At 58.7% G+C, this 25358-nt stretch carries 24 protein-coding genes and 2 pseudogenes; 6 read left to right on the top strand and 20 right to left on the bottom strand.

What is annotated here, in order from left to right:
* The 3 genes and pseudogenes from Q1M54_RS14315 to Q1M54_RS14325 form a co-directional block, all read right to left on the bottom strand.
* Window positions 1-102: pseudogene (locus Q1M54_RS14315) on the bottom strand (ABC transporter permease); the annotation flags it as partial.
* Window positions 102-1706: an ABC transporter substrate-binding protein gene (locus tag Q1M54_RS14320; protein WP_300558560.1), complete on the bottom strand. Its 1605-nt coding sequence runs from the start codon at window positions 1704-1706 to the stop codon at window positions 102-104. The gene Q1M54_RS14320 and the pseudogene Q1M54_RS14315, both read right to left, overlap by 1 nt.
* 111 nt (window positions 1707-1817) lie before the next feature.
* Entirely contained in the window at window positions 1818-2573 is a 756-nt protein-coding gene (locus Q1M54_RS14325; protein ID WP_300558562.1) for a DUF3047 domain-containing protein, read from the bottom strand.
* Window positions 2574-2651: 78 nt separating this feature from the next.
* Here Q1M54_RS14325 and Q1M54_RS14330 point away from each other — a divergent pair, with 78 nt between their 5' ends.
* The 3 genes and pseudogenes from Q1M54_RS14330 (at window position 2652) to Q1M54_RS14340 (ending at window position 4478) form a co-directional block, all read left to right on the top strand.
* Entirely contained in the window at window positions 2652-3626 is a 975-nt protein-coding gene (locus Q1M54_RS14330; protein WP_300558564.1) for a tripartite tricarboxylate transporter substrate binding protein, read from the top strand.
* A gap of 190 nt (window positions 3627-3816) precedes the next feature.
* Window positions 3817-4161: pseudogene (locus tag Q1M54_RS14335) on the top strand (type II toxin-antitoxin system RelE/ParE family toxin); the annotation flags it as partial.
* 89 nt (window positions 4162-4250) lie between these two features.
* Window positions 4251-4478 (top strand): helix-turn-helix domain-containing protein, encoded by a 228-nt coding sequence (locus Q1M54_RS14340; protein ID WP_366146260.1) that lies wholly within the window; start codon window positions 4251-4253, stop codon window positions 4476-4478.
* 33 nt (window positions 4479-4511) lie between these two features.
* Here Q1M54_RS14340 and Q1M54_RS14345 read toward each other — a convergent pair whose 3' ends face one another.
* The 12 genes from Q1M54_RS14345 to Q1M54_RS14400 all read right to left on the bottom strand — a co-directional run bounded on the left by Q1M54_RS14345 (window position 4512) and on the right by Q1M54_RS14400 (window position 16800).
* Window positions 4512-6005 (bottom strand): tripartite tricarboxylate transporter permease, encoded by a 1494-nt coding sequence (locus tag Q1M54_RS14345; protein WP_300558565.1) that lies wholly within the window; start codon window positions 6003-6005, stop codon window positions 4512-4514.
* On the bottom strand, window positions 6002-6502 hold the full coding sequence (locus Q1M54_RS14350) for a tripartite tricarboxylate transporter TctB family protein (protein ID WP_300558567.1): 501 nt from the start codon (window positions 6500-6502) through the stop codon (window positions 6002-6004). Before Q1M54_RS14350 ends, Q1M54_RS14345 begins: the two co-directional genes overlap by 4 nt.
* Before the next feature lie 24 nt (window positions 6503-6526).
* On the bottom strand, window positions 6527-7516 hold the full coding sequence (locus Q1M54_RS14355) for a tripartite tricarboxylate transporter substrate binding protein (RefSeq protein WP_300558569.1): 990 nt from the start codon (window positions 7514-7516) through the stop codon (window positions 6527-6529).
* Window positions 7517-7636: 120 nt separating this feature from the next.
* Window positions 7637-8515 (bottom strand): sugar phosphate isomerase/epimerase family protein, encoded by an 879-nt coding sequence (locus Q1M54_RS14360; protein WP_300558571.1) that lies wholly within the window; start codon window positions 8513-8515, stop codon window positions 7637-7639.
* A gap of 8 nt (window positions 8516-8523) precedes the next feature.
* On the bottom strand, window positions 8524-9399 hold the full coding sequence (locus Q1M54_RS14365) for a 4-hydroxyphenylpyruvate dioxygenase (protein WP_300558573.1): 876 nt from the start codon (window positions 9397-9399) through the stop codon (window positions 8524-8526).
* A gap of 21 nt (window positions 9400-9420) precedes the next feature.
* Window positions 9421-10254 carry a shikimate dehydrogenase gene (locus Q1M54_RS14370; protein ID WP_300558575.1) on the bottom strand — a complete coding sequence of 278 codons (834 nt, stop codon included), beginning with the start codon at window positions 10252-10254 and terminating at the stop codon, window positions 9421-9423.
* Between the two features lie 82 nt (window positions 10255-10336).
* The gene (locus Q1M54_RS14375; RefSeq protein WP_300558577.1) at window positions 10337-11332 is read right to left on the bottom strand and encodes a TRAP transporter substrate-binding protein; all 996 of its coding nucleotides are present in this window, start codon (window positions 11330-11332) and stop codon (window positions 10337-10339) included.
* Between the two features lie 92 nt (window positions 11333-11424).
* A complete protein-coding gene (locus Q1M54_RS14380) occupies window positions 11425-12702 on the bottom strand; it encodes a TRAP transporter large permease subunit (protein WP_300558579.1) in 1278 nt (425 codons plus the stop codon).
* A gap of 17 nt (window positions 12703-12719) precedes the next feature.
* The gene (locus tag Q1M54_RS14385; RefSeq protein ID WP_300558580.1) at window positions 12720-13256 is read right to left on the bottom strand and encodes a TRAP transporter small permease; all 537 of its coding nucleotides are present in this window, start codon (window positions 13254-13256) and stop codon (window positions 12720-12722) included.
* A 99-nt stretch (window positions 13257-13355) separates the two neighbouring features.
* Complete coding sequence (locus tag Q1M54_RS14390; RefSeq protein WP_300558582.1) at window positions 13356-14048, bottom strand: TetR/AcrR family transcriptional regulator; 693 nt, start codon at window positions 14046-14048, stop codon at window positions 13356-13358.
* A gap of 139 nt (window positions 14049-14187) precedes the next feature.
* The gene (locus Q1M54_RS14395) at window positions 14188-15558 is read right to left on the bottom strand and encodes a hypothetical protein (protein ID WP_300558584.1); all 1371 of its coding nucleotides are present in this window, start codon (window positions 15556-15558) and stop codon (window positions 14188-14190) included.
* Window positions 15559-15741: 183 nt separating this feature from the next.
* Window positions 15742-16800: a porin gene (locus Q1M54_RS14400; RefSeq protein WP_300558653.1), complete on the bottom strand. Its 1059-nt coding sequence runs from the start codon at window positions 16798-16800 to the stop codon at window positions 15742-15744.
* Between the two features lie 370 nt (window positions 16801-17170).
* Here Q1M54_RS14400 and Q1M54_RS14405 point away from each other — a divergent pair, with 370 nt between their 5' ends.
* Window positions 17171-18223, top strand: a complete 1053-nt coding sequence (locus Q1M54_RS14405) for a phage integrase SAM-like domain-containing protein (RefSeq protein WP_300558585.1) — start codon at window positions 17171-17173, stop codon at window positions 18221-18223.
* Between the two features lie 107 nt (window positions 18224-18330).
* Here the strand turns inward: Q1M54_RS14405 and Q1M54_RS14410 are convergent, their stop codons facing one another.
* The 4 genes from Q1M54_RS14410 to Q1M54_RS14425 form a co-directional block, all read right to left on the bottom strand.
* The gene (locus tag Q1M54_RS14410; RefSeq protein ID WP_300558586.1) at window positions 18331-19332 is read right to left on the bottom strand and encodes a tripartite tricarboxylate transporter substrate binding protein; all 1002 of its coding nucleotides are present in this window, start codon (window positions 19330-19332) and stop codon (window positions 18331-18333) included.
* Window positions 19333-19422: 90 nt separating this feature from the next.
* Window positions 19423-20925 carry a tripartite tricarboxylate transporter permease gene (locus Q1M54_RS14415; RefSeq protein WP_300558588.1) on the bottom strand — a complete coding sequence of 501 codons (1503 nt, stop codon included), beginning with the start codon at window positions 20923-20925 and terminating at the stop codon, window positions 19423-19425.
* A gap of 12 nt (window positions 20926-20937) precedes the next feature.
* On the bottom strand, window positions 20938-21402 hold the full coding sequence (locus Q1M54_RS14420) for a tripartite tricarboxylate transporter TctB family protein (RefSeq protein WP_300558589.1): 465 nt from the start codon (window positions 21400-21402) through the stop codon (window positions 20938-20940).
* Window positions 21399-22373, bottom strand: a complete 975-nt coding sequence (locus Q1M54_RS14425) for a tripartite tricarboxylate transporter substrate-binding protein (RefSeq protein ID WP_300558591.1) — start codon at window positions 22371-22373, stop codon at window positions 21399-21401. The genes Q1M54_RS14420 and Q1M54_RS14425 overlap by 4 nt, the downstream gene beginning before the upstream one ends.
* A gap of 116 nt (window positions 22374-22489) precedes the next feature.
* Between Q1M54_RS14425 and Q1M54_RS14430 the strand changes: the two genes are divergently transcribed.
* Together Q1M54_RS14430 and Q1M54_RS14435 are read left to right on the top strand one after the other, a co-directional pair.
* A complete protein-coding gene (locus tag Q1M54_RS14430) occupies window positions 22490-23206 on the top strand; it encodes a response regulator transcription factor (RefSeq protein ID WP_300558593.1) in 717 nt (238 codons plus the stop codon).
* Window positions 23207-23240: 34 nt separating this feature from the next.
* Window positions 23241-24635, top strand: coding sequence for a sensor histidine kinase (locus Q1M54_RS14435; protein ID WP_300558595.1), 1395 nt, complete (start codon window positions 23241-23243; stop codon window positions 24633-24635).
* On the opposite strand, the gene Q1M54_RS14440 is transcribed toward Q1M54_RS14435, so the two are convergent.
* A complete protein-coding gene (locus Q1M54_RS14440; protein ID WP_300558598.1) occupies window positions 24610-25356 on the bottom strand; it encodes a flagellar motor protein MotB in 747 nt (248 codons plus the stop codon). The two genes, Q1M54_RS14435 and Q1M54_RS14440, sit on opposite strands and share 26 nt — an antisense overlap.
* Window positions 25357-25358 lie beyond the last annotated feature (2 nt).

Raw genomic sequence — 25358 nt, forward strand, 5'->3', positions numbered from 1 at the left:
CACCGGATCGCCCACATACTGGAACAACAAAAACGCGATGAAGGCCACCGTGACCATGACGATCACGGCCTGGATCAGCCGCTGCAAGATGAAAGCGAGCATCAGTTGACCTTGATCAGCGTCCAATCCAGACGGTTGTCAGGGCGGTGTACCACTTCCACGTTTTTCTTCATGGCCCAAGGAATCACTTGGTTGTGCAGCGGGATGTGCGACACGGTGTCGTTGGACAGTTGCAAACCTTCGGTCAGCAAACGGTTGCGCACCGGCAGATCCGTCTCGGTCTTGGCGCGGTCCACCACGTAGTCCATTCGGGCATTGCTGTAGCGTCCCACGTTGTAGTTGCCATCTCCCCCTGTGCCCACGCTGCGTGTCAGCGACTGCAGGCTGTAGAGTGCATCGAAGGTGGGCACGCCCCAGCCCAGCATGTAGATGCTGGCTTCGTAGCGCTGGATCATGGGGAAGTAAGTGACCAAGGGCAAGGTGCGCAGCTTGGCACGCACGCCCACTTTGGCCCACATGGCGGTGATGGCCTGGCAGATCTCTTCGTCGTTGATGTAGCGGTTGTTGGGGCAGGCAAAGTCCACCTCGAAGCCGTTGGGGTAACCGGCTTCGGCCAACAGCTTTTTGGAGGCGTCGAGTGAATAAGGGAAGCGCGTGTTCACGCCTTGCGTCCAGCCGTTGACTTGTGGCGCCACCAAGGCGCCGGTATTTTGCGACAGGCCGCGCATGGTGACGCGGTGGATGGTGTCGATGTCGATGGCTTGGTACAGCGCCTTGCGCACCTTGACGTCCTTGAGGGGGTTTTTGCCCTTGACGTTGGAGCCCGGCAATTCTTCACGGTGCTGGTCCATCCCTAAGAAGATGGTGCGGTTTTCAATGCCGTCCACCACCCTCAGGTTGGCGTTGTTGCGCATGCGGCCCAAGTCTTGCGGGCTGGGGTCCAGGATAAAGTCAATCTCACCCGACAGCAAAGCGGCGGCGCGGGTGGCTTCGTTCTTGATGGGGGTGTAGATGATTTCGGTCACGTTGGTCGGTGCATTGGCCCAACCCCACCACAGCGGGTTTTTCACCAGAACCAACTTTTGGTCAGGCTGCCATTCCTTGACCATGTAGGGGCCGCTGCCCATGGCGTTGCGGTGGGCAAAGTTTTCTTCCTTGGAGCGGATGTCCTTGGGCTCCATGGATTTGTTCTTTTCAGCCCAAGCCCGGCTCATGATGCGCAGCTCGGTCAATTGGTTGATCAGCACCGGGTTGGGGCCGCTCAGCATGACGTCGACCGTGTGGGCGTCCACCTTGACGACGCGGCTGATGCCTTGGGCGTAAATGTTGAAGTTGGAGGTTTTGGCGCGTGCGCGATCCAAAGAAAAGACCACGTCATCGGCCGTCAAATCGGTGCCGTCACTGAACTTGACCCCTTTGCGCAGATTGAACCGGTGCTGTGTGGGCGTGACTTCGCGCCACGAAGTGGCCAAACGCGGCTCGATCTTGAAGGTTTTGCTGTTGTAGTAGAGCAGCGAGTCAAAAATGGCGGCGTGCACCCCGTTGCCCAAGGCGTTGTTTTGAGAATGGATGTCCAGCGTGGGGATGTCACTGGCGCTGGTCCATTTGAAGGGCTTGGCCTGAACCATGCCTGCAGAAACCAAACCGGCCAAAACCAAAGAAGTGGTGAGGACACCGGACAGCCATTGGGGCGCTAATTTCTTCATTCAATCACCTCGTTCGTTGCAGTTGTATGACAGATAAGTGTGCAACATTTGTGCCTGTTGCAGACAGAGGGAATTCCCCCAAAGTGCCTGTCGCGCACCGGACTGGTGCATTCAGTCAAGGTGCACCTTGCCGTACCAAGCCCGTGTGGTGCTGCGGGTGTTGTCGGTGTCGGTCATCAGGCCCACCCCCAACAGGGCGCCGGGGGCTTCGCCAAAGGCTTTTTCGAAATCAGCCCGAATGCTCCGGGTGTAGCTCAACCAGGTGCCCACACGGCCGGGGCCAGACTCCACTGCCAGTTTGCGGATGCGGTCGGTGCGGGGGTTGACGATCACCGACTCGGGCGGGCACTGGTTGCACCACACGTACATCAGGGTGGCATAGGGCATGGGCTCACCGGTCAGGCTGTGGGTGAGTTCGCTCAGCATGGCGTTTTTGGGGCTGAACAGCTGGCGGTCGCCTTCGAACACCAAAATCAGGCGCACCGGCGAGTCTTCGGTGTCGCGTTGCTGCATGTCAGCCCCGGGAATCAGACGCTCCACCCGCCAATCAAACGTCAGGCGGCCCAATTGCTCAGGTGCGATGCGCAAACGCTGGCGCAGCATGCTGGCCGATGCCTCGGCCTGCGCTTGCAGGGCATAGCCTTGGGGTTGGCGCTCAAGTTTGTAGGCCGTGCGCAGCTTGCCCGGCAAAACCATTTTGTCCCATTGCGCGGTGTCTTTGGCGCTGAAATGCAAGGGCAGCTGCTGCAAAGGTGCGGGTTTAGGAGGGCTATCGGCCTGCGGGCTTTGGGGCATCCCCGAACAAGCGACCAGACCCCAACACCAAGCCAACACCCACAAGCACCTGGCGAAGGTGGTCGAAGGCATTGCCGAGGGTTTCAGCGAATGGTGAGCCGCTTTGTAGCCGTTTATCATGAGCCGATTTGATCTGACGAAAGTGACAAGATGTTAAATCGCCGCCGCCTCGTACAAGCCGCCCTTTTGTCTGCAGGGGCATTGAACACCGCCTGGGCCCAAAGCAGTTTCCCCAGCAAACCTCTGCGCATTGTGGTGCCCTTTGGGGCAGGTGGCGTGGCCGACTTGACGGTGCGGGCCGTGGCCCAACAGCTTTCGGTCAACGTGGGTCAACCGGTGGTGATCGACAACCGACCTGGCGCGGGCGGCATCGTGGCGGCCGAGCAGGTGGCCCGTGCCGAGCCCGATGGCCACACTTTGTTGCTCATGTCCAACGGCACGGCCGTGAGTGCGGGCTTGTTCAAGGCCTTGCCCTTCAACCCCCGTACCGATTTTGCGCCTGTGTCTTTGCTCGGCCTGTTTGACATCGCCATCGTGGTGCCCGAGACATCGCCGCACAAGACCTTGGCTGACTTGGTCAGCTTTGGCCGCGCCAACCCGGGCAAGCTCAACATGGGCACCATCAACATTGGCAGCACGCAGCACTTGGCGGGCGAGTTGTTTCGCACGCAGGCCAATTTGATTGCTCAGATCATTCCCTACAACGGCACACCCGCCGTCATCAACGCCTTGCGCGGTGGTCAGGTCGATGTGGCGGTTGAAATCTTGGGCCCGCTCAAACCCCAGATCAACGCCAAAGCCGTGCGCCTGCTGGGCGTGATGGGTGCCAAGCGCCCCAAGGACTTGCCACAAACCCCGGTGGTGCGCGAGTTGCCCGGCCTGAGCGATTTCAACGTGTCGTCATGGAACGCCTTGGCCGCCCCCGGCAAGACGCCCGCAGCCGTGGTCAGCCGCCTGAACGCCGAGTTGGTCAAGGTCTTGGCCATGCCCGACATGGTGCAGCGCCTGGCCGGCTTCAACGTTCAAGCCCAGTCCAGCACCCCCACCCAACTGGCCCAGTTGCTCGATGCCGACATCAAACGCTGGACCGATGTGATTCAAAAGGCGGGCATACCGCAGCAGTGATCTGTTGGTGACGTAGCTCCCAATCTTTGGGCTACCGCCACCGCTTGTGCGAGCCACCTGTGACGTGCCAGAAGTTTTTGAACAGCACAGGTGCCTTAACCGTTGAATGATTGCTTGGAAATTATTGCACTTAGTGCAATGATTCGATCATGTCTGAAATCGTGCAAGTCTTTGTTACCAAGCCTTCGCACGCTGGATGCGAAAGAGCCAAGTCACCCATTTGGACATTTTGGGTGCTGCGGAAGAAATGGTGCAGGGTTTGATTGACGCCAATCTGGGCGGTCACTTGGTCAAAAAGCGAGTGGCACTGCGTGGCCGCGGTAAAAGCGCTGGGGCTCGGACAATTGTTGCAACCAAGTTCGAACAGCGTTGGATTTTTTTATTCGGTTTTGAAAAGAATGAACGATCCAACATCGATGCCAGCGAACTCAAAGTGTTGCAGGAATTGGCGGCTACGCTGCTGGACTTTGATCAACAAGCCATTGCCGTGGCCGTAGACGCCGGTCAGTTGTTTCAATTGCAAGGAGAAGAATAATGTCGACCAAACGCAAAAGCAGAATTTTGTCGGAAGTCCATGAAACAGCGATGGGTCTTAACCGTGCTGGATTGATCAGCAAAAGACGCATGGCTGAATTTGATGCCCTGTGCAATCTGGAGGTCAAACCGATCTCCCCGGGTCAGATTCGTCAATTGCGTGAAAAAGAGCATGTGAGTCAGGCCGTTTTTGCGGCCATTCTCAACACCAGCATTTCAACCATTCAGAAGTGGGAGTTGGGGGACAAAAAGCCCAGTGGCCCATCACTCAAGTTGCTTAGTTTGCTTGAAAGAAAAGGACTGGAAGCAGTCCTCTGAAGCGCTCCCAACCAGTGGACCGAAGGCTCACCTTCACGGACGTCGCATCAGGCGTTTCCATAAAGCGGTTTGACTCACGATGGTCAGTGTCAAGGCCAATAAAATGACCGTTGACAAGGGGGATGTGAAGAACTCGCCCAAAAATTGCCCCACTTGGCCTTCGGCCGAAATCATGGCCTGACGGTAGCTGCGGTCCATCAAGGGGCCCAAGATCATGCCCAGGATGATCGGGCCGACTTGGTAGCCGTACATCTTGAGGAAGTAACCAAAGATACCGAAACCCAACATCCAATAGACATCGACCGGGTTGTTGTTGATGGCGTAAGCACCCACAGCCGACAAGATCAGAATCATCGGTAACAAAATCGGTTTGGGTGTTTCCACCAGTTTGGCAAACAGCTTGATGCCGGTCAGGCCAAAAAAGAGCAAGAAGAAATTGGCCAACACCAGCGTGCCCACAATGAACCAAAACAGATGGGGCGTTTCGATCATCAACATCGGACCTGGTTTGAGGCCATGAATGTAGAGTGCGCCGATGATCACGGCCGTCACAGCATCGCCTGGAATGCCCAGTGTCATCATCGGAATGTAGGCACCACCCACCGCCGCGTTGTTGGCCGATTCAGGTGCCACCAGCCCCTCGTGAGCGCCTTCACCAAAAGGGTGTGAGGGGTTTTTGACGGTTCGCTTGGCATGGTCATAGGCCATCAATGCTGCGATATCACCACCCGCACCCGGCAAAGCACCCACCACCACGCCAATGCCCGAGGTGCGCAGTGACAAAGGCAAGTACTTGCGAATCAGACCCCAAGAAGGAATGATCTTGCTGACGTTTTGCTTGACCGCTTTGAGTTTGAGTTCATGCAGTTGAACCAACACCTCGGCCACACCAAAAAAACCGATCATCGCAGCCACATAAGAAATACCAGCGGTCAATTGCATGTTGCCAAACGTCATGCGCGGCTCGGCGGTCATCGGGTCCAGACCGACCATGCCAATGAGCACGCCCAACGCACCTGCAAAGATGCCCTTGGCCAATGAGCCGCCCGACAAAGCGCCCACCAGCAAAATTCCCCAAATGGCCAGCATCAGGTAGTCGCGCGGAGCAAACATCAATGCAAAATCAGACAAGGCTGGCGCAGCGACCGCCAAGGCGGCAATGCCGACAAAACCGCCGATGACCGACATCACGGTGGTCAAGCCAATGGCTGCACCCGCCTCACCCCGCTTGGCCATGGGGTAGCCATCCAGCGTTGTGGCGACGGCTGCCGGTGCGCCTGGGATATTGAGCAAGATGGCGCTGCGCGAACCGCCATAAACGCCCCCCAGAAAAATGCCCGAGATCAGGGCCAAGGCATCGTTGACAGGCCATTTGAAGGTGAATGAAATCAGGATAGACACCGCCATGGTCACGGAAAGACCGGGAATGGCGCCAATGTAAATGCCAGCAAAGGTGCCCGCCGCGATCAAGAAAACCAGATAGGGGCTGGTCCACGAAATCAAGAAAAATTCAAGCGCTTGCATCATGTCCACAACCCCGTCAACCAGGTGCCTTTGGGCAAGATGACAGAAAACACCGTCTGAAAAATCAGGTACACCACGGCCAACGAGACCGCGCTCAACAGCGCGTTGAAGAGCCAGCGCGTGCTGCCCAGCAATCGCATGGACAGCACCAAAAACAAATAGGCCGACAACACGAAGCCCAATTTGGACAACAGCAACATGAAGAGCACAACCGTTGTGGTGAACATGACCCACACCTGCGGGGTGATGCGCCGGATGAAATGGCTTGAAGGGCTTTCGCCATCATCCGGCGCGACCAGCGGGTGCTGGGCGACACCAAACAAGGCGATCAGGGCCGTGATCACCATCACCAAGGCCGACATCATAGGAAAAACGCCGGCCGAGGTGATGGATTCAAAACCGGAGATGCCATAGGCCTGATGTAATAAATACAAACTGCCCAGCATCAGCAACAGTGTGAACGTCAACTCACCGGGCAAACGTGATTTCTTCTCAGGCATGGTCATCTCCGCTGCAAGCCTGCATCAGGGCTTGGCAATGCCCAGATCGGCGGGCGACTTCTTGGCGACACCAGCCTCTTGGAGTGTCCAGGCAGTGACCGACTGCCACTTTTTCAAGAAGGCATCGGCCTCGTTGCCCGATACGTTCATCATGACGTTGCCGCGGTCGGTCATCAGTTTGACGAACTGGGGGTTGCTGGCCGCGGTTTTGAAGGAAGCCGTCAGCTTGGCCTTGACGGCATCGGGCACATCCCGCTTGACGAACACGCCATAAAACGGACCCCAAGGCAAATACTTGCCAATGCCCGGCAGATCAGCGGTCAAGGCCGGAATGCCCTCGTAAGGCCTGTCGCTCAGCACCGCCAAGGCCTTCACGCGTCCTGCCTTGATGTGCTCAGACGCAGCGCCCAAGCCCACGGGCATGAAGTCCACATGCCCGCCTTGCAAAGCTGTCAGGCCTGGGCCTTCGCCGTCAAAGGGCACGGCGGTCACAGGCATCTTGGTGAGGGTGCCAATCATGGAGCCCACGCTGTGCGGCAGTCCGCCGGGGCCGGTCGAGCCCATCTTGACTTTGCCGGGGTTGGCTTGGGCCTCGGCCAGCACGTCTTTGAAAGACTTCCAAGGCTTGTCCTTGTTGGCCACGATGACCACAATGCCACGGCCCAAAATGTTCACCGGATAAAACTTGGAATAGTCCAGTTCACCCAAGCCCAACACACCGTGCAACTGTGGGTTTTCTGCCCCCATCAGCAAGGTATAACCGTCCGATGGCTGCTGGTTCACAAAATTGGTCGAGATGGCCCCTGCACCGCCTGACCTGTTTTGCATGATGATTTTTTTGCCCAAGGCTTCTTCGGCAAACGGGGCCACTGCGCGCGCCACCACATCGGTAGCGCCACCGGCGCCCCACATGATCACACCCGACAACTCACGGTCCGGGAAGGCTTGGGCAGATGCCACACCGCTGGCCACCACCAAGGATGCCAGCGTCAAACTGCGGCGAACAAAATTCATGAATATCTCCTGTGATGAATGGAAGGCAACGCCCAAAATGAGATGACGGCGTTGAACGATCTTAGGGCCAGTCCAATGCCATACAAGCCGCATCAGGGAAAGCCCCAATAAGCTTCGACCTCAAATTCCCCGCACCCAAGCAGGCAAGGGTGCCGCTTTGTGCAGCACGTCTTGATGCAACCAAGTGGCACTCTTGCGGGCGCGCTCGGCCACCGTGTCCAGCGGCAGTTGCTGGTAGTCGTCGTTGAACACTTCGAAGCTGTAATCGCCCCGGTAACCGATGCGGTCCAAGCGCAGCACCAGATCGGCCAGCTGCTCGCTGTGCACGCCCTCACCTGGAAACACACGGAAAGTGCGTGCCGTGGTCATGCGTTCTTCAAAGGTCGGGGTTTCTTGCCACATGAAGTCCGACAGCTGTACCAAAAAAATCTTGGACGGGTCCAGTTCTTCGATGGCGTCCAAGGAAGTCTTGGCCGCGAAGATGTGGAAGGCGTCGATGCCAATGCCCAGATTGGGGCAATCGGCGCGGCACACCACATCCCAGCTGGTGGTGAACTCGTTGACCGTGCGGCCCCAAGACAGGGCTTCGTAGGCGATCTGGATGCCCAGCGGCACGGCCAACATGGCGAGTTTTTTCAGGTCGGCGGCGATGGCGTCAAGGTCTTGTGTGGCGTGACGCGAAGTGGACGAACACACCAGCAAAACTTGGCTGCCAGTGGCGGCGCACATCTCGAGCATCGATTTGGCGATGTCGAGTTTGTAGCTGTGCAGGTGCCCTGACAGGCCTTCAAAATCGCGCAACACCTGAAAGCCTGTGGGCCGCATGCCGCTTTCGCGCACGGCCTCCACCGCAGCCTTCACGCCCCCAGGGTGAGTCACCAGATCGCGCGCCATCAGCATCACCTGAGAAAAACCGACCGCCTTCATGGCGGCCAGCTTGGCCTCTAGCGTGCCTGCCATGGTGATGGTGTCCATGCCGTAGCCGTCAAGCATGTTCATGCGCGGCCTCACTGGTGAACCAGTTCAAAGGCCACCGAGCCCAGCGTGGCGCGGGTGAGCGCACCCCGGTCTTCAGGATGCAACCGGGTGGATTCGACAAACTCCACCCCACGCGCCTTGAGCGCCGCCACGGCCTGGCCCACATCGGGCACGCCCAAGCCCATGCGCTGCAAAGATTCTGGGCTGTCATCGGCATCCATCCAGGGCTCAGGCTCCACCAGTTGCCACAAGAAGCTGCCGCAGGGGCTTTTCATCAGCTTGCCCTTGGGCAAGATGCCAAAGCGCTCTTCGTCGGGAATGCTGTTGAAGTCGAACATGTGTTCGTAATAGGTCAGCCAGTCGGCGCTGCGGGCGGCACCGATGTACTGCACCACGCCAAAGTAGCGCATGCCTGCCAGCGCAGGCGGGTTCGGATCGACCGTGGGAATGGGCTTGAAGTCGATGTCGTAGATCGAGAACTCTTGCCAGCGGTCTACAAAGTAAAAGCGACTGCCACCCGGGCCATGGATGGCGGGGATGTGCAGTTCCATGGCCTGCGCGTGGCTGTCCACGGTCCAGGCACCCAGCTCAAGGCAGCGGGTGTGCGCCTTCAGAGCATCATGCACGCGGAATGCCACCGCAGAGATCACGGGTTGGCCATCCACCGTGCCACTGACCCGCGCATCGTCGGGGCTGGCGTTGACCACCAGGTTCATGCTGCCCTGGCGGTACAGCGTCACCTCGCGAGAGCGGTGACGGGCCACCGGGCGAAAGCCCATGTTTTCGAGCACCTGACCCAAGGCCTGCGGGCGGCTGGTGGCGTATTCGATGAATTCAATGCCTGCGATGCCCAATCGGTTGGGCATTTCTGGGACGGCCTCGCGGTCCACTTTGTTCAAGCTCATCTCAAGGCTCCAGTGGGCTATTCAATAACTCAATTGCGCCACACGGCGCAGCACTTCGGCAGTGGTCGTGGGCAGGCCAAAAAATTCCAGGTAGGCAGGGATTTGCTCGTACAACATGTCAGTGCCCACCTGTGTGCGGCAGCCGCGCGCTTGGGCGGCCGCCAAAAATGCGGTGGTCTCGGCCTTCATCACCACCTCGCCCACAAAAGTCTCGGGCGACAGCCGCGAGACATCCAGGGGCAGCGGATCGCCTTCGTTCATGCCCAAGGGCGTGGCGTTGACGACCAGATCGTGCCCCGCTGGATCGTTCGACCCGGTGCGCACCTCAATATGGGGGTAGTTGTCTTGGAGTCGCTGGGCCAGTGCTTGGCTGCAAGCGCTGTGGACGTCAAACAAACCGATGGCCGCAACGCCCGCACCCGCGAGCGATGCCGCAATGGCAGAGCCCACACCGCCCGTGCCCACCACCAGTGCGCGTTTGGCGCTCAGGTCAAAGCCCTTGCGCTGGACGCCGCGCACAAAGCCTGCGCCGTCAAACATGTCGCCCACCAAGCGGCCATCGGCCAAGCGCTTGACCGCGTTGCAAGCCCCCGCCACCCGCACGGTGGCGGTGACTTCATCGATCAAACCCACGGTACTGACCTTGTGCGGCATGGTGATCAGCGCGCCCCGGATGTTCTCCAGCATGAACACCGACTTCAAGAGTGCGCCGTAGTTCTCTGGCTTGCAACCCATCGGCACCACCACGGCGTTGATGCCCGCCTCGTTGAAGTACGGGTTGTAAATCATCGGCGACTTGAAGGTGTGCGTGGGGTAGCCAATGTGGGCGATGAGTTCGGTATTGCCGTTGATCATGTTGCAGGGTGAAGCCAGGTGGGCGAATGCCGTTCAGAGGAAAAAGCCATGGCCAGCTTGCGCTGGACCATGGCCTGCGCCATCACTTGCGCAGCTTGGCCAGCTCGGCCTGCAGCTCGGTCACGGTGGCGGCAATCGCCTCGCCGTGCTTGGCAATCACGGGCTTCATCTTGTCGCGCAAGATGGCCACTTCGGCCGGTGGCAAGCTGGTCACGAGCATGCCGTTTTTCTTCAGGTTCTCCAGCAAACTGGCCTCTTGGGCGCGCGCTTGGGTGCGCTGGAACTTGGAGGACTCGGCAGCCGCGTCGCTCACGATTTTCTTTTCAGCGGCAGACAAGGTGTCCCAAAACTTCTTGCTCATCACGACCGACTGGGGGTTGTACTGGTGACCGGTCAGGGCCATGTGCTTTTGCACTTCAAACAGTTTGGCGCCGTTGATGGTGGCCACTGGGTTTTCCTGGCCGTCCACGGCTTTTTGTTCCAGCGCAGCGTACAGCTCGGGGAAGGGCAGCGGTGTGGGGTTGGCACCCAGCGCTTTGACCCAGTCCACGTTGATCGGGTTGGGGATCACACGCAGCTTCAGGCCTTCGATGTCCGACACCTTGTTGATGGCGCGGCGGCCGTTGGTCAGGTGGCGAAAGCCCAGCTCATAAAAGCCCAGTCCCACCAAGCCTTTTTCTTCCAGTCGGGCGTGCATTTTTTTGCCAAAAGCACCGTCCACCACCACATCGGCTTCTTGGCCGCTGGCGAACATGAAGGGGAAGTCAAACACGGAAAATTCACGCACTTGCGAGGCAAAGATGCCCGAGTTCATGGACGCCATCTCCAGCGTGCCGCCTTGCAGGGCCGACACGTTGGCCTGGTCGCTGCCCAGTGCACCACCGGGGAAGATGTTGACTTTGATCTTGCCGCCCGAGTTTTTCTCGACGATTTCCTTGAACTTCTCCATGCCCTGAACGATGGGGTGACCCGCCGCATTCTGGTTGGCGAACTTGATGGTTTTGTCTTGCGCCGAAGCCACACCCACCGCCGCCAAAGCCACGGTCGCGATCAAGGATTTGATGAATACACGTTTCATGAGATGTCTCCAAAGTTAAAGTGAATCGGACGTACGCTTGTCATTTGTGGGGCTCGTCGTCTGGCGTACCCGGTCAGACGACCCCCGAAAAATCAATAAAACCAGCGGGCTGGCACCATGACCAAGGCCGGGAAGAGCACCATGGCAAACATGATGGTGAACTGGGCGATCATGAACGGCATCACGCCTCGGGTGACTTCGTCCATGCTGATTTTTCCAACACCCGCCACCGCGTTGAGCACCGTGCCCACGGGCGGTGTGATCAGGCCAATGGCGCAATTGATGATGAACAGCACACCGAAATAAACCGGGTCGATGCCTGCGGCCTTGACCACCGGCATGAGCACCGGGGTCAACAGCAAGATGGTGGGCGTCATGTCGAGTGCGGTGCCCACCACAATGATGATCACCATGATGGTGAACATGAGCAAACGGGGGCTGTCGAGCAGGGGCTGCAAAATCTCGATCAATTGCGCTGGCAAGTTGGCCACGGTGATGAGCCAGGCCGACACCATGGCGGCGGCCACCAAGAACATCACCACCGCGCTGGTTTTGGCCGAGCTGACAAACAAGGGGTACAGGTCTTTGAGGCCCAACTCGCGGTAAACGAATGTGGAAATGAACAAGGCATAGACGGCCGCCACCACCGCCGCTTCGGTGGGGGTGAACACGCCGAACTTCAGGCCCAACACCACGATGAGCGGCATGACCAGCGCCCAAGTGGCCTCGCGCATCGCCACCAGGACCTCGCCCAAGGATTTGCGTGGCGGCACCTGCACCATCTCACGACGCGCCAACCACCACCAAGTGACCCACAGTGCAGCTCCCAGCATGATGCCGGGCACGATGCCAGCCATGAACAGCTTGGAGATAGATACATTGCCCGCCACCCCAAAGATCACGAACCCGATGCTGGGGGGAATGACCGGGGCGATGATGCTGGCCGACGCGATCAAGCCCGCCGAGCGAGCCCGGTCATGGCCAGCGGCCACCATCATCGGCAAAAGCAGGGCCGACAGCGCTGCCGCATCGGCCACGGCCGAGCCCGACAGGGCCGCCATGATCACGGCCGCCATGATGGTCACATAGCCCAGGCCACCTTTGATGTGGCCCACGCAGGCCATCGCAAAGTTCACGATACGGCGCGACAAGCCGCCTGCGTTCATGATCTCGCCCGCCAGCATGAAAAACGGTACGGCCAGCAAAGGGAAGCTGTTGGCGCCTTCGAGCAGGTTTTGCGCGAGGATCTGGGCATCGAACATGTTCAGGTGCCACATCAGCGCCACGCCGCAAACCATCAGCGCAAAAGCGATCGGAATGCCAATGGCCATGGCGCCCAGCAAGGAAAAAATAAAAACAGCGATCGTCATGTGCGTGTCCTGTGCCTTCAATCTTTGCCGTGGCTGTTGTGGGGTACCGATTCGGACTCTTGCACCATGACCAGGTCTTCATCGCGCACTTGACCGGTGAGCAAGCGAAACAAGTCGGTCAGCAATATCAAACCACCCAAGACCGCAAACACCACGCCAGGGGCGTACACCCAAGCCATAGACACTTCCATCACTGCGCTGGTGCTGCCCAGGTTGATGACGGTTTGTTGGTAGGCGCCTTTGAACAGCAGCCAGCAGATGAAGAGCATGGTGAGGTAAGACAAACCCAAGCAACACTTTTTGCCCAGCGGGCCCAAGCGGCTCAACAACATGTCGGTGCCCAGGTGTCCATGTTCTCTGAGGGCCACCACCGCGCCCATGAAGGTCATCCAGACGAACAACCAGCGCGACAATTCTTCAGACAAGGTGATGCCCGAGTTGAACCCGTAGCGCATGACCACATTGCCAAACACCAACACCACCATCACGGCCAGACACAGGGCGATGACAACGCTCAGGAATTTGCAAAAACCATCAATGAATTTTTGAACCAACACACGTCTCCGATTCAGGACTCTCGATAATGTACGAACTGGTTAGTTTTTCAGGGATTGGTGATTACCCTAGGTTTTGACGTTATGACGGGCTAACTGTTATGCCGTAACGGAATGACTGACAAAGCGCAGGATCAGTTCCACCACATGCTCGCGCTTGAGGGTCTGGGCCTTGGTGGGGCTGGCTTTGTCCTGAAAAATCACGCCAAAGGTGTGGCGGTTGGAGACGTTAAAAAACGTGAAGGCCGAAATGGCCGAGTGGATGTCCACTGGCTCTAGCCCTGGGCGAAACACGCCGTCCTGCACCCCACGCTCGTACACATCGCGCACAGCGCGAATGGCCGTGGAGTTGAGCTGCTGGATGTTGTTGCTTTGACGCAGGTAGTCGCCGCGCTGGATGTTCTCGTTCATCACCAGGCGGATGAAGTCCTCGTTGTCGCGGTGGTGGTCATACGTGAACTCGACCAATTTTTGTAAGGCCGCCAGCGGCGGCAGATCGCCCAAGTGCAGATCCGACTCAATGGCCCGCATGCGGCGGTAAGCCTCTTCGAGCACGGCCAGGTAAAGCCCGTCCTTGCTGCCGAAGTAGTAATAGATCATGCGCTTGCTGGTGCGCGTGGCTGCCGCAATCGCGTCGATCCTCGCCCCCGTGAGCCCCTTGTCAGCAAACTCGTGCGTGGCCACGGCCAGGATCTCGGCCATGGTGCGCGCCGGGTCGTTGGTGCGGCCGGTCTCTTTGGCTGCCGCTGGAGCGGCTAAAGGATCGATGGTGACGGGGTGGCTGGGTTCCATAAACTTTGCAACAGTCTGGGTAGCGCTGACGCAGCGCCGGATGCCAACGTACCCGCTGGACAAGCGCGAAGTATAGGACGCCCCTGCAAGCGCCAACCTCGTGGCGCTTGAGGGGACTGCTCTAGATTGTTGCCCTCGTTCAGCGCGGCGCGATGCGGCTGGCCAGAGGGCGAGGCGTGTAAGCGGTGTCAAACCGGCACTCAGCCGCTTGCGCAGGCCGCAAGGCTGGGCATCGCGCGGCAATACCGCCAGGTGTGGGCTTGGTGCCTTGGTTGACCCATGTCAAGAGCGCCTCAAACAGCGGTGGGTAAATCGCATCGCCCAGATAGCTGTGCTCTGAGGAGTTCACATACGTTTGCACCAGGCGCGCGCCGTTGCCAGACGCTTCCATGCGTTGGCGAAGGGTGTCGCTGCCCTCGACAAAGACGGTGGAGTCGCCGATGCCGTGGGTGGTCAAGACCGGCACTTTGAAACGGCCTTGGTGGTTCACGTCGGCATCAAACCTGGCGCTTGCCTTGGCATCGGCCTTGAAGCGAAGCACTTCGGCATTCAAGGCCGCATCGTTGGCGGAGCCACTGTAGTTGACGGTGTCATTGCCGAAGGGACTGGCCCCGCCGCTTTTTTCAACCACATCGCGCAAGGTGAAGGTGCCCCAGTTGACATGGCCCACGATCGAGTTTTCTGGGATTTTCAAGACATAGACGATGGTTTTAATTTTTTGGGCTTCCTCGGCCGTGCGTTGTGCTGCTGGTTTGCGCAAGCCCAGACAAGCGTTGACCCGATTGGCCAATTCGGCGGCGGTCATTTTGCTGTCGGCAGGCAAGCCCAAAGACAAGGGGTACTGCGGCTCATCGGGCCGGGGATGGTTGCGGCACAGGTGCTGGTAGATGGCACGCAAGTCCAAACGGAAATCGTAGGTGGTGGGTCCGGCCACCACGCCGCTGGTCAGCAAAATGCCTTCCCATGATTTGGGGTAAAGCTCAGCCGCCCGGGTGGCCACCATGGCGCCCCAAGATTGCCCGTGCAACAAAGTGCGTTGGGGCTTGGCCACATGGTCCACAAAGATGCGGCGGACACGCTCGGTGTCTTCGGCCGCCGTGGTCACGGCAAAGCCGCCTTGCCTGAACACCGACCCCGCCCAAGCATGGCCTTCTGTCAGGGTGATGGCCCAGCGCTTGATGTCTTCATCAGCCCGTGACGCTTTGGGTTCACCCAGTGCAGGGCCGCCATGGGCGTGCACCACCAGCACACCGCTCCATTTGGCGGGCGTGGCGATCAAATAATGCGAGCCCGCCGAGTCTTGCCCCCGCAAACACTCTGTGCCCGCAGGAACGCCCTCAGGACAGGCCACTTTGGCTGGAGGGGCTTCTTTGGGCAGGCTGACGCAACCCGTCAATAACATGAGGCCTGCAATGGACAGGCCGAGTTGAATGGCGTGTTTTGCTGGGAAGTGCGATACAGACTGCGCGGCAGCTTGTAGGGTGCGGGCAGAGAAAAAAGCTGGGTGCATGTTGAACATCCTATGGACGTTTCAATCTATCAGCCGCTGCCTTGAGCGTCACCCGCGTTATCCCTTGTCGTTGAATAGATTCAGTCGCTGCAGAGACAGCGTTCAAGCGTAAAAAAAACCCACCGCGTTGTCACGGTGGGTTTTTGATTTTCTAAACCTCAACTGGCTTGCGCCAGTGTGTGATTAGAAAGTGTGGCGAACACCGATAGCAGTGGTATTGATCTTGCCACCTTCAAGCGCATTGGTAGCTGCAGAGGCTGCGCGGCCAGTGTCGAAGTTTTCGTAGGCGGCGTAAACTGCAGAGCGCTTGCTCAGAGCGTATTCAGCACGTAAACCAGTCACTTTGCGTGTGATCGCACCAATGTCCTGCTTTGCGTAGCTACCATTCAGGGTGATAACACCCATCACATGGCGCAGACCAAAACGGGTACCGTCGGTCGCTTGGTTTGCGTTAATTGCGCCCAGTGGGAACAAGCCTGCAGCAGATGCAGCGGCACCGATGGTGTCACCCTTGTTCCAACCAGCAAACAGGGTCGTGCTGCCGATCGCGTAGTTGACGCCAATGGTCTGGAAACTGGATTTTGCGGTGTTGACAGGCACAACGGTCGCCGTGACCAAGTTGGTTGTACCGTCAGAGCTGATGTTGGCGAAGGCAACAGTCAGGGGGCCTTTGGCGTAACGCAGACCCACTTCAGTTACTTGACGCTGGTTGGGGATGCCTGCAAAAGAATCGGCGGTAGTGTTGTCAGCACCAGGAGCATACTGAACGGCTGCAGTGAAGCCATTCATTGCTTTAGTGTCGTAACGAACGGAACGTGCGTGACGAGTAGCCATGCCCACGCCAGCGTTTGTCAGGCCATAGCCACCACCTACAGCGGTACCCAATGGAGAAGCAGCGCCGAAGGCGTCAAGTGATGGAGTATTGACGCGACCAAGTTTGACAGCACCGAACCCGCCGCTGAGTTCAACAAACGTTTGGTGAGTAGCAATGCTGCCGCCATCAACCAGAATAGCGCGGGGATCAAGCTCGACGCGAGCAGTTGCGCGCAAGCCACCGCCCAGATCTTCAGAAGAAACGAAGTTGATAGCAGAGGTAGAAGAACCGTTGTAGCTTGAGTTAAGAGTCTGGTTCTTAACAACCGAGCTGCCACCACCCACGTTCATGTAAGCGATGTCAGCTGTACCAGTGATGCTGACGGACGACTGTGCGAAAGCGGTGCCAGTGGCTGCCAATGTAGCCAGAGCAGCTACATTTTTGACATTATTTGAGAATAAAGAGTTATTATGTGAATGTCATTCTATTTTTTTATAGCTTCTCATGACCGTCCGCCCTCTCTTCGGTTTCTTGTGCGCAAGCCTTGACGACTTCTTGGTAAAACCCTTGAACATCGTAGGGGAATCGGGTGCATCTGCCGTGGCCATTTTGGATGCCAATCAGCCGGTGTTTTATGTGGTCAGTCCTGATGCATGGCGGGAGATGTCGAGGGGACAGAGGGGGTCAACTCAAAACATTAAAAACAATAAATTTGAAGACGAGGAGGGGTCTGATGGTTTGGACGACGCCCCTTCGACCCCACATCGGTCCAAAAGCCATCCGCGCAAGCGATCGGTCATGACCGATTCGGTCATGACGCAAGGGGCGATGCGCTCAAATAACTTCGATGTATTGGCCGATCAGTTGATTGCGCAAGAAAACCAGCGCGTCCAACGCGGCGAGTTGAGTGCGGCTTCGGTGGGTATTTTGAAAAACCGCCTCGACGCCCATGTGTTGCCGTATTTCAAATACATTCCGCCCTCTCAGGTCACGCCGGTGATGATGGACGCGTTTGTCAAGCGCTTGACAGACGCCCATTTGAGTTCGACCACGGTGTCGCAATACCTGGTGGTGGTGCGCAAACTGCTCAAGCTGGCCATTCGCCACGGTTTTTTGCGTGAAGTGCCCGAGTTGCCCACGATCAAGGTGGCCAACCGGCCCCGCTCCATGCTGAGTCTGAAGGAGTATGCGGCTGTGGTGCGCACCGCGCACCGCCTGGCCCGCCACGGTGACAAGGCCCCCGAGGTCAAGGCCTCTGCCGGTCACCGCGAGCGTTTTTGGGTGCAGCCGCGCAACCTGAGTTTGCCACCCGACATGGCTTGGGCCATTCGCTTCATGGTCAACAGTTTTGTGCGTCCCGGTGATTTGCGCCAACTCAAGCACAAGCATGTGCAGGTGGTGCGGGGCAGCAGTGTGTATTTGCGCATGACCTTGCCGCAGACCAAGCGCCACGACGCGCCCATGGTGACATTGCGCCCGGCGGTGCAGGTCTATGAGGCTGCACTGGCGCAGGCGCAGCGCGATGGCCGTGGCGGGCCAGAAGACTACGTGTTTTTGCCCGCCGAGACGGATCGCAATTACGCCTTGGCCGTGTTGGGTTTTTGGTTCAAATGGGTGATGCGCGAGGCGGGTGTGGCCCCAGAAGATGCGATGGGCCGTTTGCGCACGCTGTATTGTTTGCGGCACACGTCCATCATGTTTCGGCTGCTTTATGGCCAGGGCATCGACATGCTGACATTGGCCCGCAACGCCAGAACATCGGTGCAGATGATCGAGCGTTTTTATGCGTCAGCGCTCGACGGCGAGATGAACGTGGCCATGCTGCAAAGCCGGCGCACGTCCAAAAGCTGAGGTGTGAGTGAGGCAGCACCCTCAAAAAAACCCCTGCAAGCTGCCCTGCAGGGGTTGATTGGGGGCGAGGGCTGCTGGCCTCGATAGAAGACCAGGCCGCGCAGGCTTCAGCCGGGTCGGATCTGGCCTTTGATGACCACGTCTTTCCAGCGGGCTTGTTCACGGGCCACGTAGGCGCCGTACTCGGCAGGCGTGCCGCCACCGGCAATGGCGCTTTCGGCGGCGTTTTGCGCAATGACCTCGGGCGATTTGACGGCCTTGGCGCACTCTTGCTGCAGCCGGTTGATGATCTCTGGAGGTGTGCCGGCGCGGGCGTGGATGCCGTACCACTGCACGGTTTCAAAGTCTTTGTAGCCACCCTCCATGACGGTTGGGACGTCGGGCAGCACCGGAATGCGCTCGGTGGTGCCTGTGGCAATGCAGCGCAAAACACCGCTCTTGATGTGCGGCAAAAGGGCCGGTGTGCCTGCAGACATCAGTTGAATGCGACCCGCCAGCACGTCGTTCAGCGCGGGGCCTGTGCCGCGGTAGGGGATGTGCGTGATGAACATGCCGGTGGCCAGTTTGAGGGCTTCCATGGCCAGGTGGCCTGCGCTGGCGTTGCCGGCAGATGCGTAGTTGAGCTGACCGGGGCGGGCGCGGACGTAGGCGACCAAGGACTTCATGTCGGTCACGGGCACGTCTTTGTGCACCACAAACAGGCTGGGCACGCGGGACAGCAAGGTCACGGGCACAAAGTCTTTGTTCACGTCGTAGCCGCTGTCGGGGTAGATCAGGGGGTTGACCGCCATCAGGCCGATGTGGCTCATGACGATGGTGTAGCCGTCGGCTGGAGCGCGGAGCATTTCTTGCATGGCGGGTACACCGCCACCACCGCCTTTGTTGTCAATGACAAAAGACTGGCCCATTTGCTTGGTCAGCTGGGCTGCAATGCCGCGGGCCACGATGCTGGAGGTGCCGCCAGGCGCAAAAGGGATGATCCAGCGGATGGGCTTGCTGGGCCAGGCCGATTGGGCATGGCCCGACACACCCGTTGCGGCCAGACCGGCCGCGCCCATCCACTTGAGGTAGTCGCGTCTTTGAATGGGGGAGTTGTCGTCGTGACTCATGTTTTTAAATTTGGTTCTAAGACAATAGAAAGTGCATATCAAATCAAAAAAAGCATGCTGTTTGAAGAGGGGAAATACGTATCAAAAGCTTTACTTCAATAGGGATTTGTTGCTGCGAATTTGTCGCCAAAGCGTTGGCGCCACCAACAGCAACAAAGATACCGCCATCAGACTGCCCGACAAGGGCCGGGTGAAGAAGGTGGACCATTCACCCTGGCTGATGGTCAGTGCTTGGCGCATGGACTGCTCGGCCATGGGCGCCAAAATCAAGCCAACGATGAGGGGCGCGGCCGGAAAGTCAAAGCGGCGCATCAAGTAACCCAGCAGGCCAAAGACAAACAACATGCCGACGTTGAACACCGAGTTGCCTGCGCCGTAAACACCCGCTGTCGAGATGACGATGATGCCTGCATACAGCCAAGGCGGCGGGATTTTGAGCAACTTGACCCACAGGCTGACCAAGGGCAAGTTCAAGACCAGCAAGATGACGTTGCCGATGTACAGGCTGGCGATCAGTGTCCAGACCAGGCCGCCTTGCTGGCTGAAAAGCTGTGGTCCGGTCTGGATGCCATAACCTTCAAAGGCCGACAGCATGATGGCGGCGGTGGCCGATGTGGGGATGCCTAAAGTGAGCAAGGGCATGAGCACACCTGCTGCTGCGGCGTTGTTGGCGGCCTCAGGCCCAGCCACCCCTTCAATTGCACCTTGGCCAAATTCTTCTGGGTGTTTGGAGAGTTTTTTCTCGGTGTAATAAGACAAGAGGGTGGGCAACTCGGCTCCACCTGCGGGCATGGCGCCGATCGGAAAGCCAAAGAATGCGCCCCGGAACCACGCCTTCCAGGAGCGGCCCCAGTCTTTTTTGCTCATCCAGAGGCTGCCCGAAAGCTTCATGACTTCGCCGCCCTTGGACTCGCGCCCTTGCCAGGCCAAGTACAGCGCTTCGCCCACAGCAAACAAGCCCACCGCAGCCACGGTGACTTCGATGCCGTCGAGCAGTTCGGGGCGACCAAAGGTAAAGCGCGGCTGGCCGGTTTGCAGGTCGACGCCGATCATGCCCAGCAGCAAGCCCAGGCTCAGGGCCACCAAGCCGCGCAACATGGAGTTGCCCAGTACGGCGGACACGGCCACCAGCGACAGCACCATGAGGCTGAAGTATTCGGCCGGGCCAAAGGCCAAAGCCGCATCGACCACCAGAGGCGCAAAAAAGGTGAGGGCCAGTGTGCCGATGGTGCCGGCCACAAAGCTGCCGATGGCGGCGGTGGCCAGGGCTTGACCAGCGCGGCCACGGCGGGCCATTTTGTTGCCCTCTAAGGCGGTGACCACCGCTGCCGATTCACCCGGGGTGTTGAGCAAGATGGATGTGGTGGAACCACCATAGGCTGCGCCGTAGTAGATGCCGGCGAACATGACGAACATGCTGGTGGCGGGCACATGGTAAGTCAGGGGCAGCAGCAAGGCGATGGTGAGCGCCGGGCCAATGCCGGGCAACACACCCACCAGTGTGCCGACAAAGCAGCCAATGAAACCCCACATCAGGGTGGTGGGTTGCAAAGCAATGGCAAAGCCACCCATCAGGGCGTCAAAAGCTTCCATGGGGTATCCGATTCAAATCAACCAAGGCAGTGCAGGCCCAAGGCCCACGCCCAGCAAACGGGCAAACACAAACCAGAACACGCTGGCAATCAAGCCGCACACGAGCAGTGACTTGCCATTGAAAGGGGCATCAAAAGCACGGGCAATGCACATGCCGCACAGGGTGGCCGGCAGTATAAAACCCATGGGTATGACCAACACGATGAAGGCCACCCCACCGCCCAACAAGCTGAGCAGGCGGGTGGTTGAGCCGGGCAGGGCTTCTTGCCCGGCTTCCTGGCTCAAGTCCACCTGTTGGCCGCGCCAAGCGCTCAAGCCGTAGAGCAGCGCCACCAGGGTCAGCCCCGCCACGATGGCGGCAGGGGCCAGCACCGGGCCCACGGTCATCTGCATCAGCGATTGCGGAATGACCGTGAGCTGCCATGCGGCGACGCCGCACACGGCCAACAGCAATAAGGCCAGGCGCAATGGCGTCATGCCAGACCCAGTTCTTTCATCAAGATTTCTTTGTCGGCAATGTCTTTGGCCAAATCGCGCTCAAAAGGGCGCTCAGTCATGAAGGCATTGGTCCATTTGCGGGTCTCGAGTTCTTGCTTCCAACCGGCCGATTGGGTCAGACGGGTCACAAAGTCGATCAAGTTGTTGCGCTGTGCATCGTTGATACCGGGGGCTGCAAACACGCCGCGCCAGTTGGATTCGCTCACGTTGATGCCCAGTTCGTTCAAGGTCGGCACGTTCACGCCAGGTATGCGGCTCTTGCCCGATACGGCCAGAGGGATCATCTTGCCGGCCTTGATTTGTTCTTCAAACTCGGAATAGCCAGAAATACCCGCCACCACCTGGTTGCCCAGAATGGCCGCGTTGGCGGGGCCGCCGCCTGCAAAGGCCACATAAGCGGCTTCGCGCGGGTTTTTGCCCAGCGCTTTGATCAGCATGCCCAGGATCAGGTGGTCGGTGCCGCCTGCGCTGCCACCGGCCACCGAGACGGCTTTGGGGTTGGCTTTGATGGCGGCTTCCAGCTCTTTCCAAGTTTTGATCTTGCCCGCTGCAGGCACCACGATCACGCCGGCTTCTTCGGTCAGGCGTGCAATGGGCGTGACGTCTTTGATGGTCACGGGGCTCTTGTTGGCGATGCCTGCACCAATCATCACCGAGCCACCCACCATCAGGATGTTGCCCTGGCCTTTGCGCTGGTTGACAAAGCGGGGCAGGCCCACCATGCCGCCAGCGCCGCCGACGTTTTCAAAGGCCATATTGCCCACCAAGCCAGCAGCCTTGGCAGCGCGCTCGATGGCGCGGGCTGTGCCGTCCCAACCGCCACCGGGGGCCGCAGGCACAAACATGTTGAGCGTTTCAAACATGGGTTTGCCTTGTGCCCAAGCAGGCAGGGCCAAAGAGGCACCCGTGGCAGCGCTGAGGGCCAGAAAATCGCGTTTGGAAATGTGCATGGAGGTCTCCTGTGTGAAAATAAAAAACCACTGTCAAGGCCCATGCCTTGTGCAGATGTCTCGATTCTGGCGCTCAGCGCCGCACCAAGCTGTCAATCACCTGTCAAAGCTGTTCAGTGAATACCCTCAAGCCCCGCGTACTGTTGGTGGAAGACACGCCTGAAATTGCCTTGTGGCTCGGTACAGCTTTGCGCCAAGGGGGCATGGAGGTGGCCTTTGCCACCGATGGTTGGCAGGCCGATCGTTGTCTGCAAGCGGGGCACGGCATGGATGCGGTGTTGCTCGATTTGCAGTTGCCAGGACAAGACGGTTTGGCTGTTTTGCAAGCGCTGCGTGCACGGGGAGACACCGTGCCGGTGTTGATTTTGACGGCCCGCGCCAGTGTGCCGGACCGGGTGTTGGGCCTGAACATGGGCGCCGATGATTACCTGCCCAAGCCCTTTGACCTGAGTGAATTGGAGGCGCGTTTGCAGGTGTTGTTGCGCAGGCAAGGCAAGTCCAAAGCGGCCAGTCTGCGTTGGGGACCTCTGGAAATGGAGCCCGACAGCGCTGCAGTTTGGGTGCACGGCCAGCCTTTGGCGCTGACCAAGCGCGAAGCTGCGGCGCTCAGGGTGTTGCTCGAATCGCCCCAGCGCGCCGTGAGCAAAGAACATTTGCATGCCGAAGTGTTTGCCGATGACAGCGCTGGCCTGGAAGCGGTGGAGGTCTTGATCTACCGTTTGCGCAAAAAGCTCGAATCGGCCGAGCCTTTGGGCAACGGGTCACCGGGGGTGGCAATCACCACTTTTCGGGGCTTGGGGTACATGCTGACCCCATTGGCCACGCAGGTTTGATGTGAGCGCTGCTTTGCCTGAAAGGTCAGCTTCCATGGCGTCTTTGCGTGGGCGTTTGTTGGCTTGGATTTTGGGTCCCCTGACGGCGCTGATTGCCCTGAACGCTTGGGTGGGTTATGACCACGCGGTGCAGGCGGCCAACGAAGCCTATGACCGATCTTTGTATTTGGCCGCCCGGACTTTGGCCGAAGAATTGGTGTGGGTGGATGGGCAAGCCCAGCTCGAGTTGATGAAGGCGGCCGGGTATTTGTTTGAGAACCACACGGGCTCGCGATTGTTTTACAAGCTCAGCACCGTGCAAGGGCAGTGGTTGGCAGGGGCCCGTGATTTGCCCCATTTGCCCGAACGCCAAGAGGCTTCGGTTCAATTTTTTGCCTTGGTGCGTTTCGGGGATGTTCAATACTCGGGGCAGTCGGTCCGTTTGGTGCAGCTAACCCATGTCATGCCCGATGCAAGCCTGTCGGACCCGCTCATACACATCACGGTGGCAGAGACCCGAGAGTCTCGCCAGCAGATGATTCAACGCATTCTGGGTGACACCTTGCGAAGCCAGGGCTTGTTGTTGCTGGCGGCGGCCTTGTTGGTGAATTGGGCGGTGGGTCGGGGAATTCGGCCATTGGAGGCTTTCAGGCAGCAATGGGCCAAAAAACGCGACGACGATTTCTCGCCCGTTCACACCCCCGATATGCCGCGTGAGCTGAGGCCTTTGATGGACACGCTCAACGCCTATGTGGACCGATTGGGGCGTTTGATCGAGATCCGCAAGCGCTTTCTGGACAATGCGGCGCACCAACTTCGCACGCCCTTGACGGTGCTCAAAACCCAGCTGAGTTTGGCCCAGCGCAATGCCGAACCCGAGCAAGCGGGCGCATTGTTGCAGGCGGCCCATCAAACCACCGAAGGGGCGGTGCGCTTGACCGAACAAATGTTGGCCTTGGCCCGTGTTGAGCATGCGCGCGAAATACACCCTGCTCAACCGCTGGATCTGGTGCAGCTGGTAAGGCAGATCACCGAGTCCTACGCACTGCGCGCCCATCAGCGGGCTTGCGATCTGGGTTTTGATGCGCTGGTGCCAAGCTGCAAGGTGTCAGGTGTGGCTGTGCTTTTGCAAGAAGCGGTGGCCAACTTGATCGACAACGCTTTGCACCATGGCCCTGCGGGGGCGCGCATCACGACGCGTGTGGGCCCCGGTTGGGTCGAGGTAGAAGACGATGGCCCAGGCATTGCGCCAGAGCATCAGGCGCATGTTTGGGAGCGGTTTTACAGGGCGGCGCCTTCAGGTGTGGTGGGCAGTGGTTTGGGATTGGCCATTGTGAGAGAAATCGCGCTCCAACACGGTGCGCAGTGGCGCTTGCAAAGCCCTGTCAAAGAAGGCCGGGGGGTCGCCATTCGCCTGAGTTTTGTCAGCGAGTGGCCAGCGGACACTTGACGTCGTCGTCCCAAGGAATGGGCTTGGCAGGCATGGCCGCGCAAGCCCCAGAGGCGCTGCAGCTGGGGTCGAGCTCTTTGAACTCCAGCCTGAGTTCGACTCGGCGACTTTTTTCGGGTTGGTTCAGGATGGCCGAATTGAATGACGAGCCACCCACAAAAAACATGTCGCGCACGGCCTGGCGGTCAGATTGACGGGGTGCTTTGGCTGCAGTGTCATCGAGCAAGACACACAGCACCCGTTGGGACCGCGCCAAACTGAGGTTGAGGTTGTAAAGGTAAGAGCCTTCTGGGCTGGCGTAGCCCTCTAAAACGAAGCGTTTGAGCCACATTTGACAGGCAGGTGTCCGCGCGACGTCCAGCATTTTGGGCACGAAGTCACGCAAAAAATCAGCCCGTTGTGCATCCAGTTGGTGGCTGTCCTTGGGGAACTCGGCCAAGGTGCCCAATTCCAGTGTTTGCCCACGCAGTTGAACGCCTGCCAATGACTTTTCTTGGGTCATTTGGGCGATGTCTTGAAGGCAGGTCGAAATGCCCTTGTCGCGCTGGACCCGCTGGTCGTCTTGTTGTCGCAAGCCTTCGGTCACGCTGAGCAAGGCCACCGCCATGGCCACCAAAAACAAGACCATCAGCGCGGTCATCAGGTCGGCAAACGAGATCCAGAAGGGTTTTTCAGCCTCGTTTTTGCGCCTTTTGAGCGGTGTTTTTGGGGTATTCAGCATGT

The sequence above is a fragment of the Limnohabitans sp. Rim8 genome (genome assembly GCF_943326455.1).
GTDB lineage: Bacteria > Pseudomonadota > Gammaproteobacteria > Burkholderiales > Burkholderiaceae_C > Limnohabitans_A.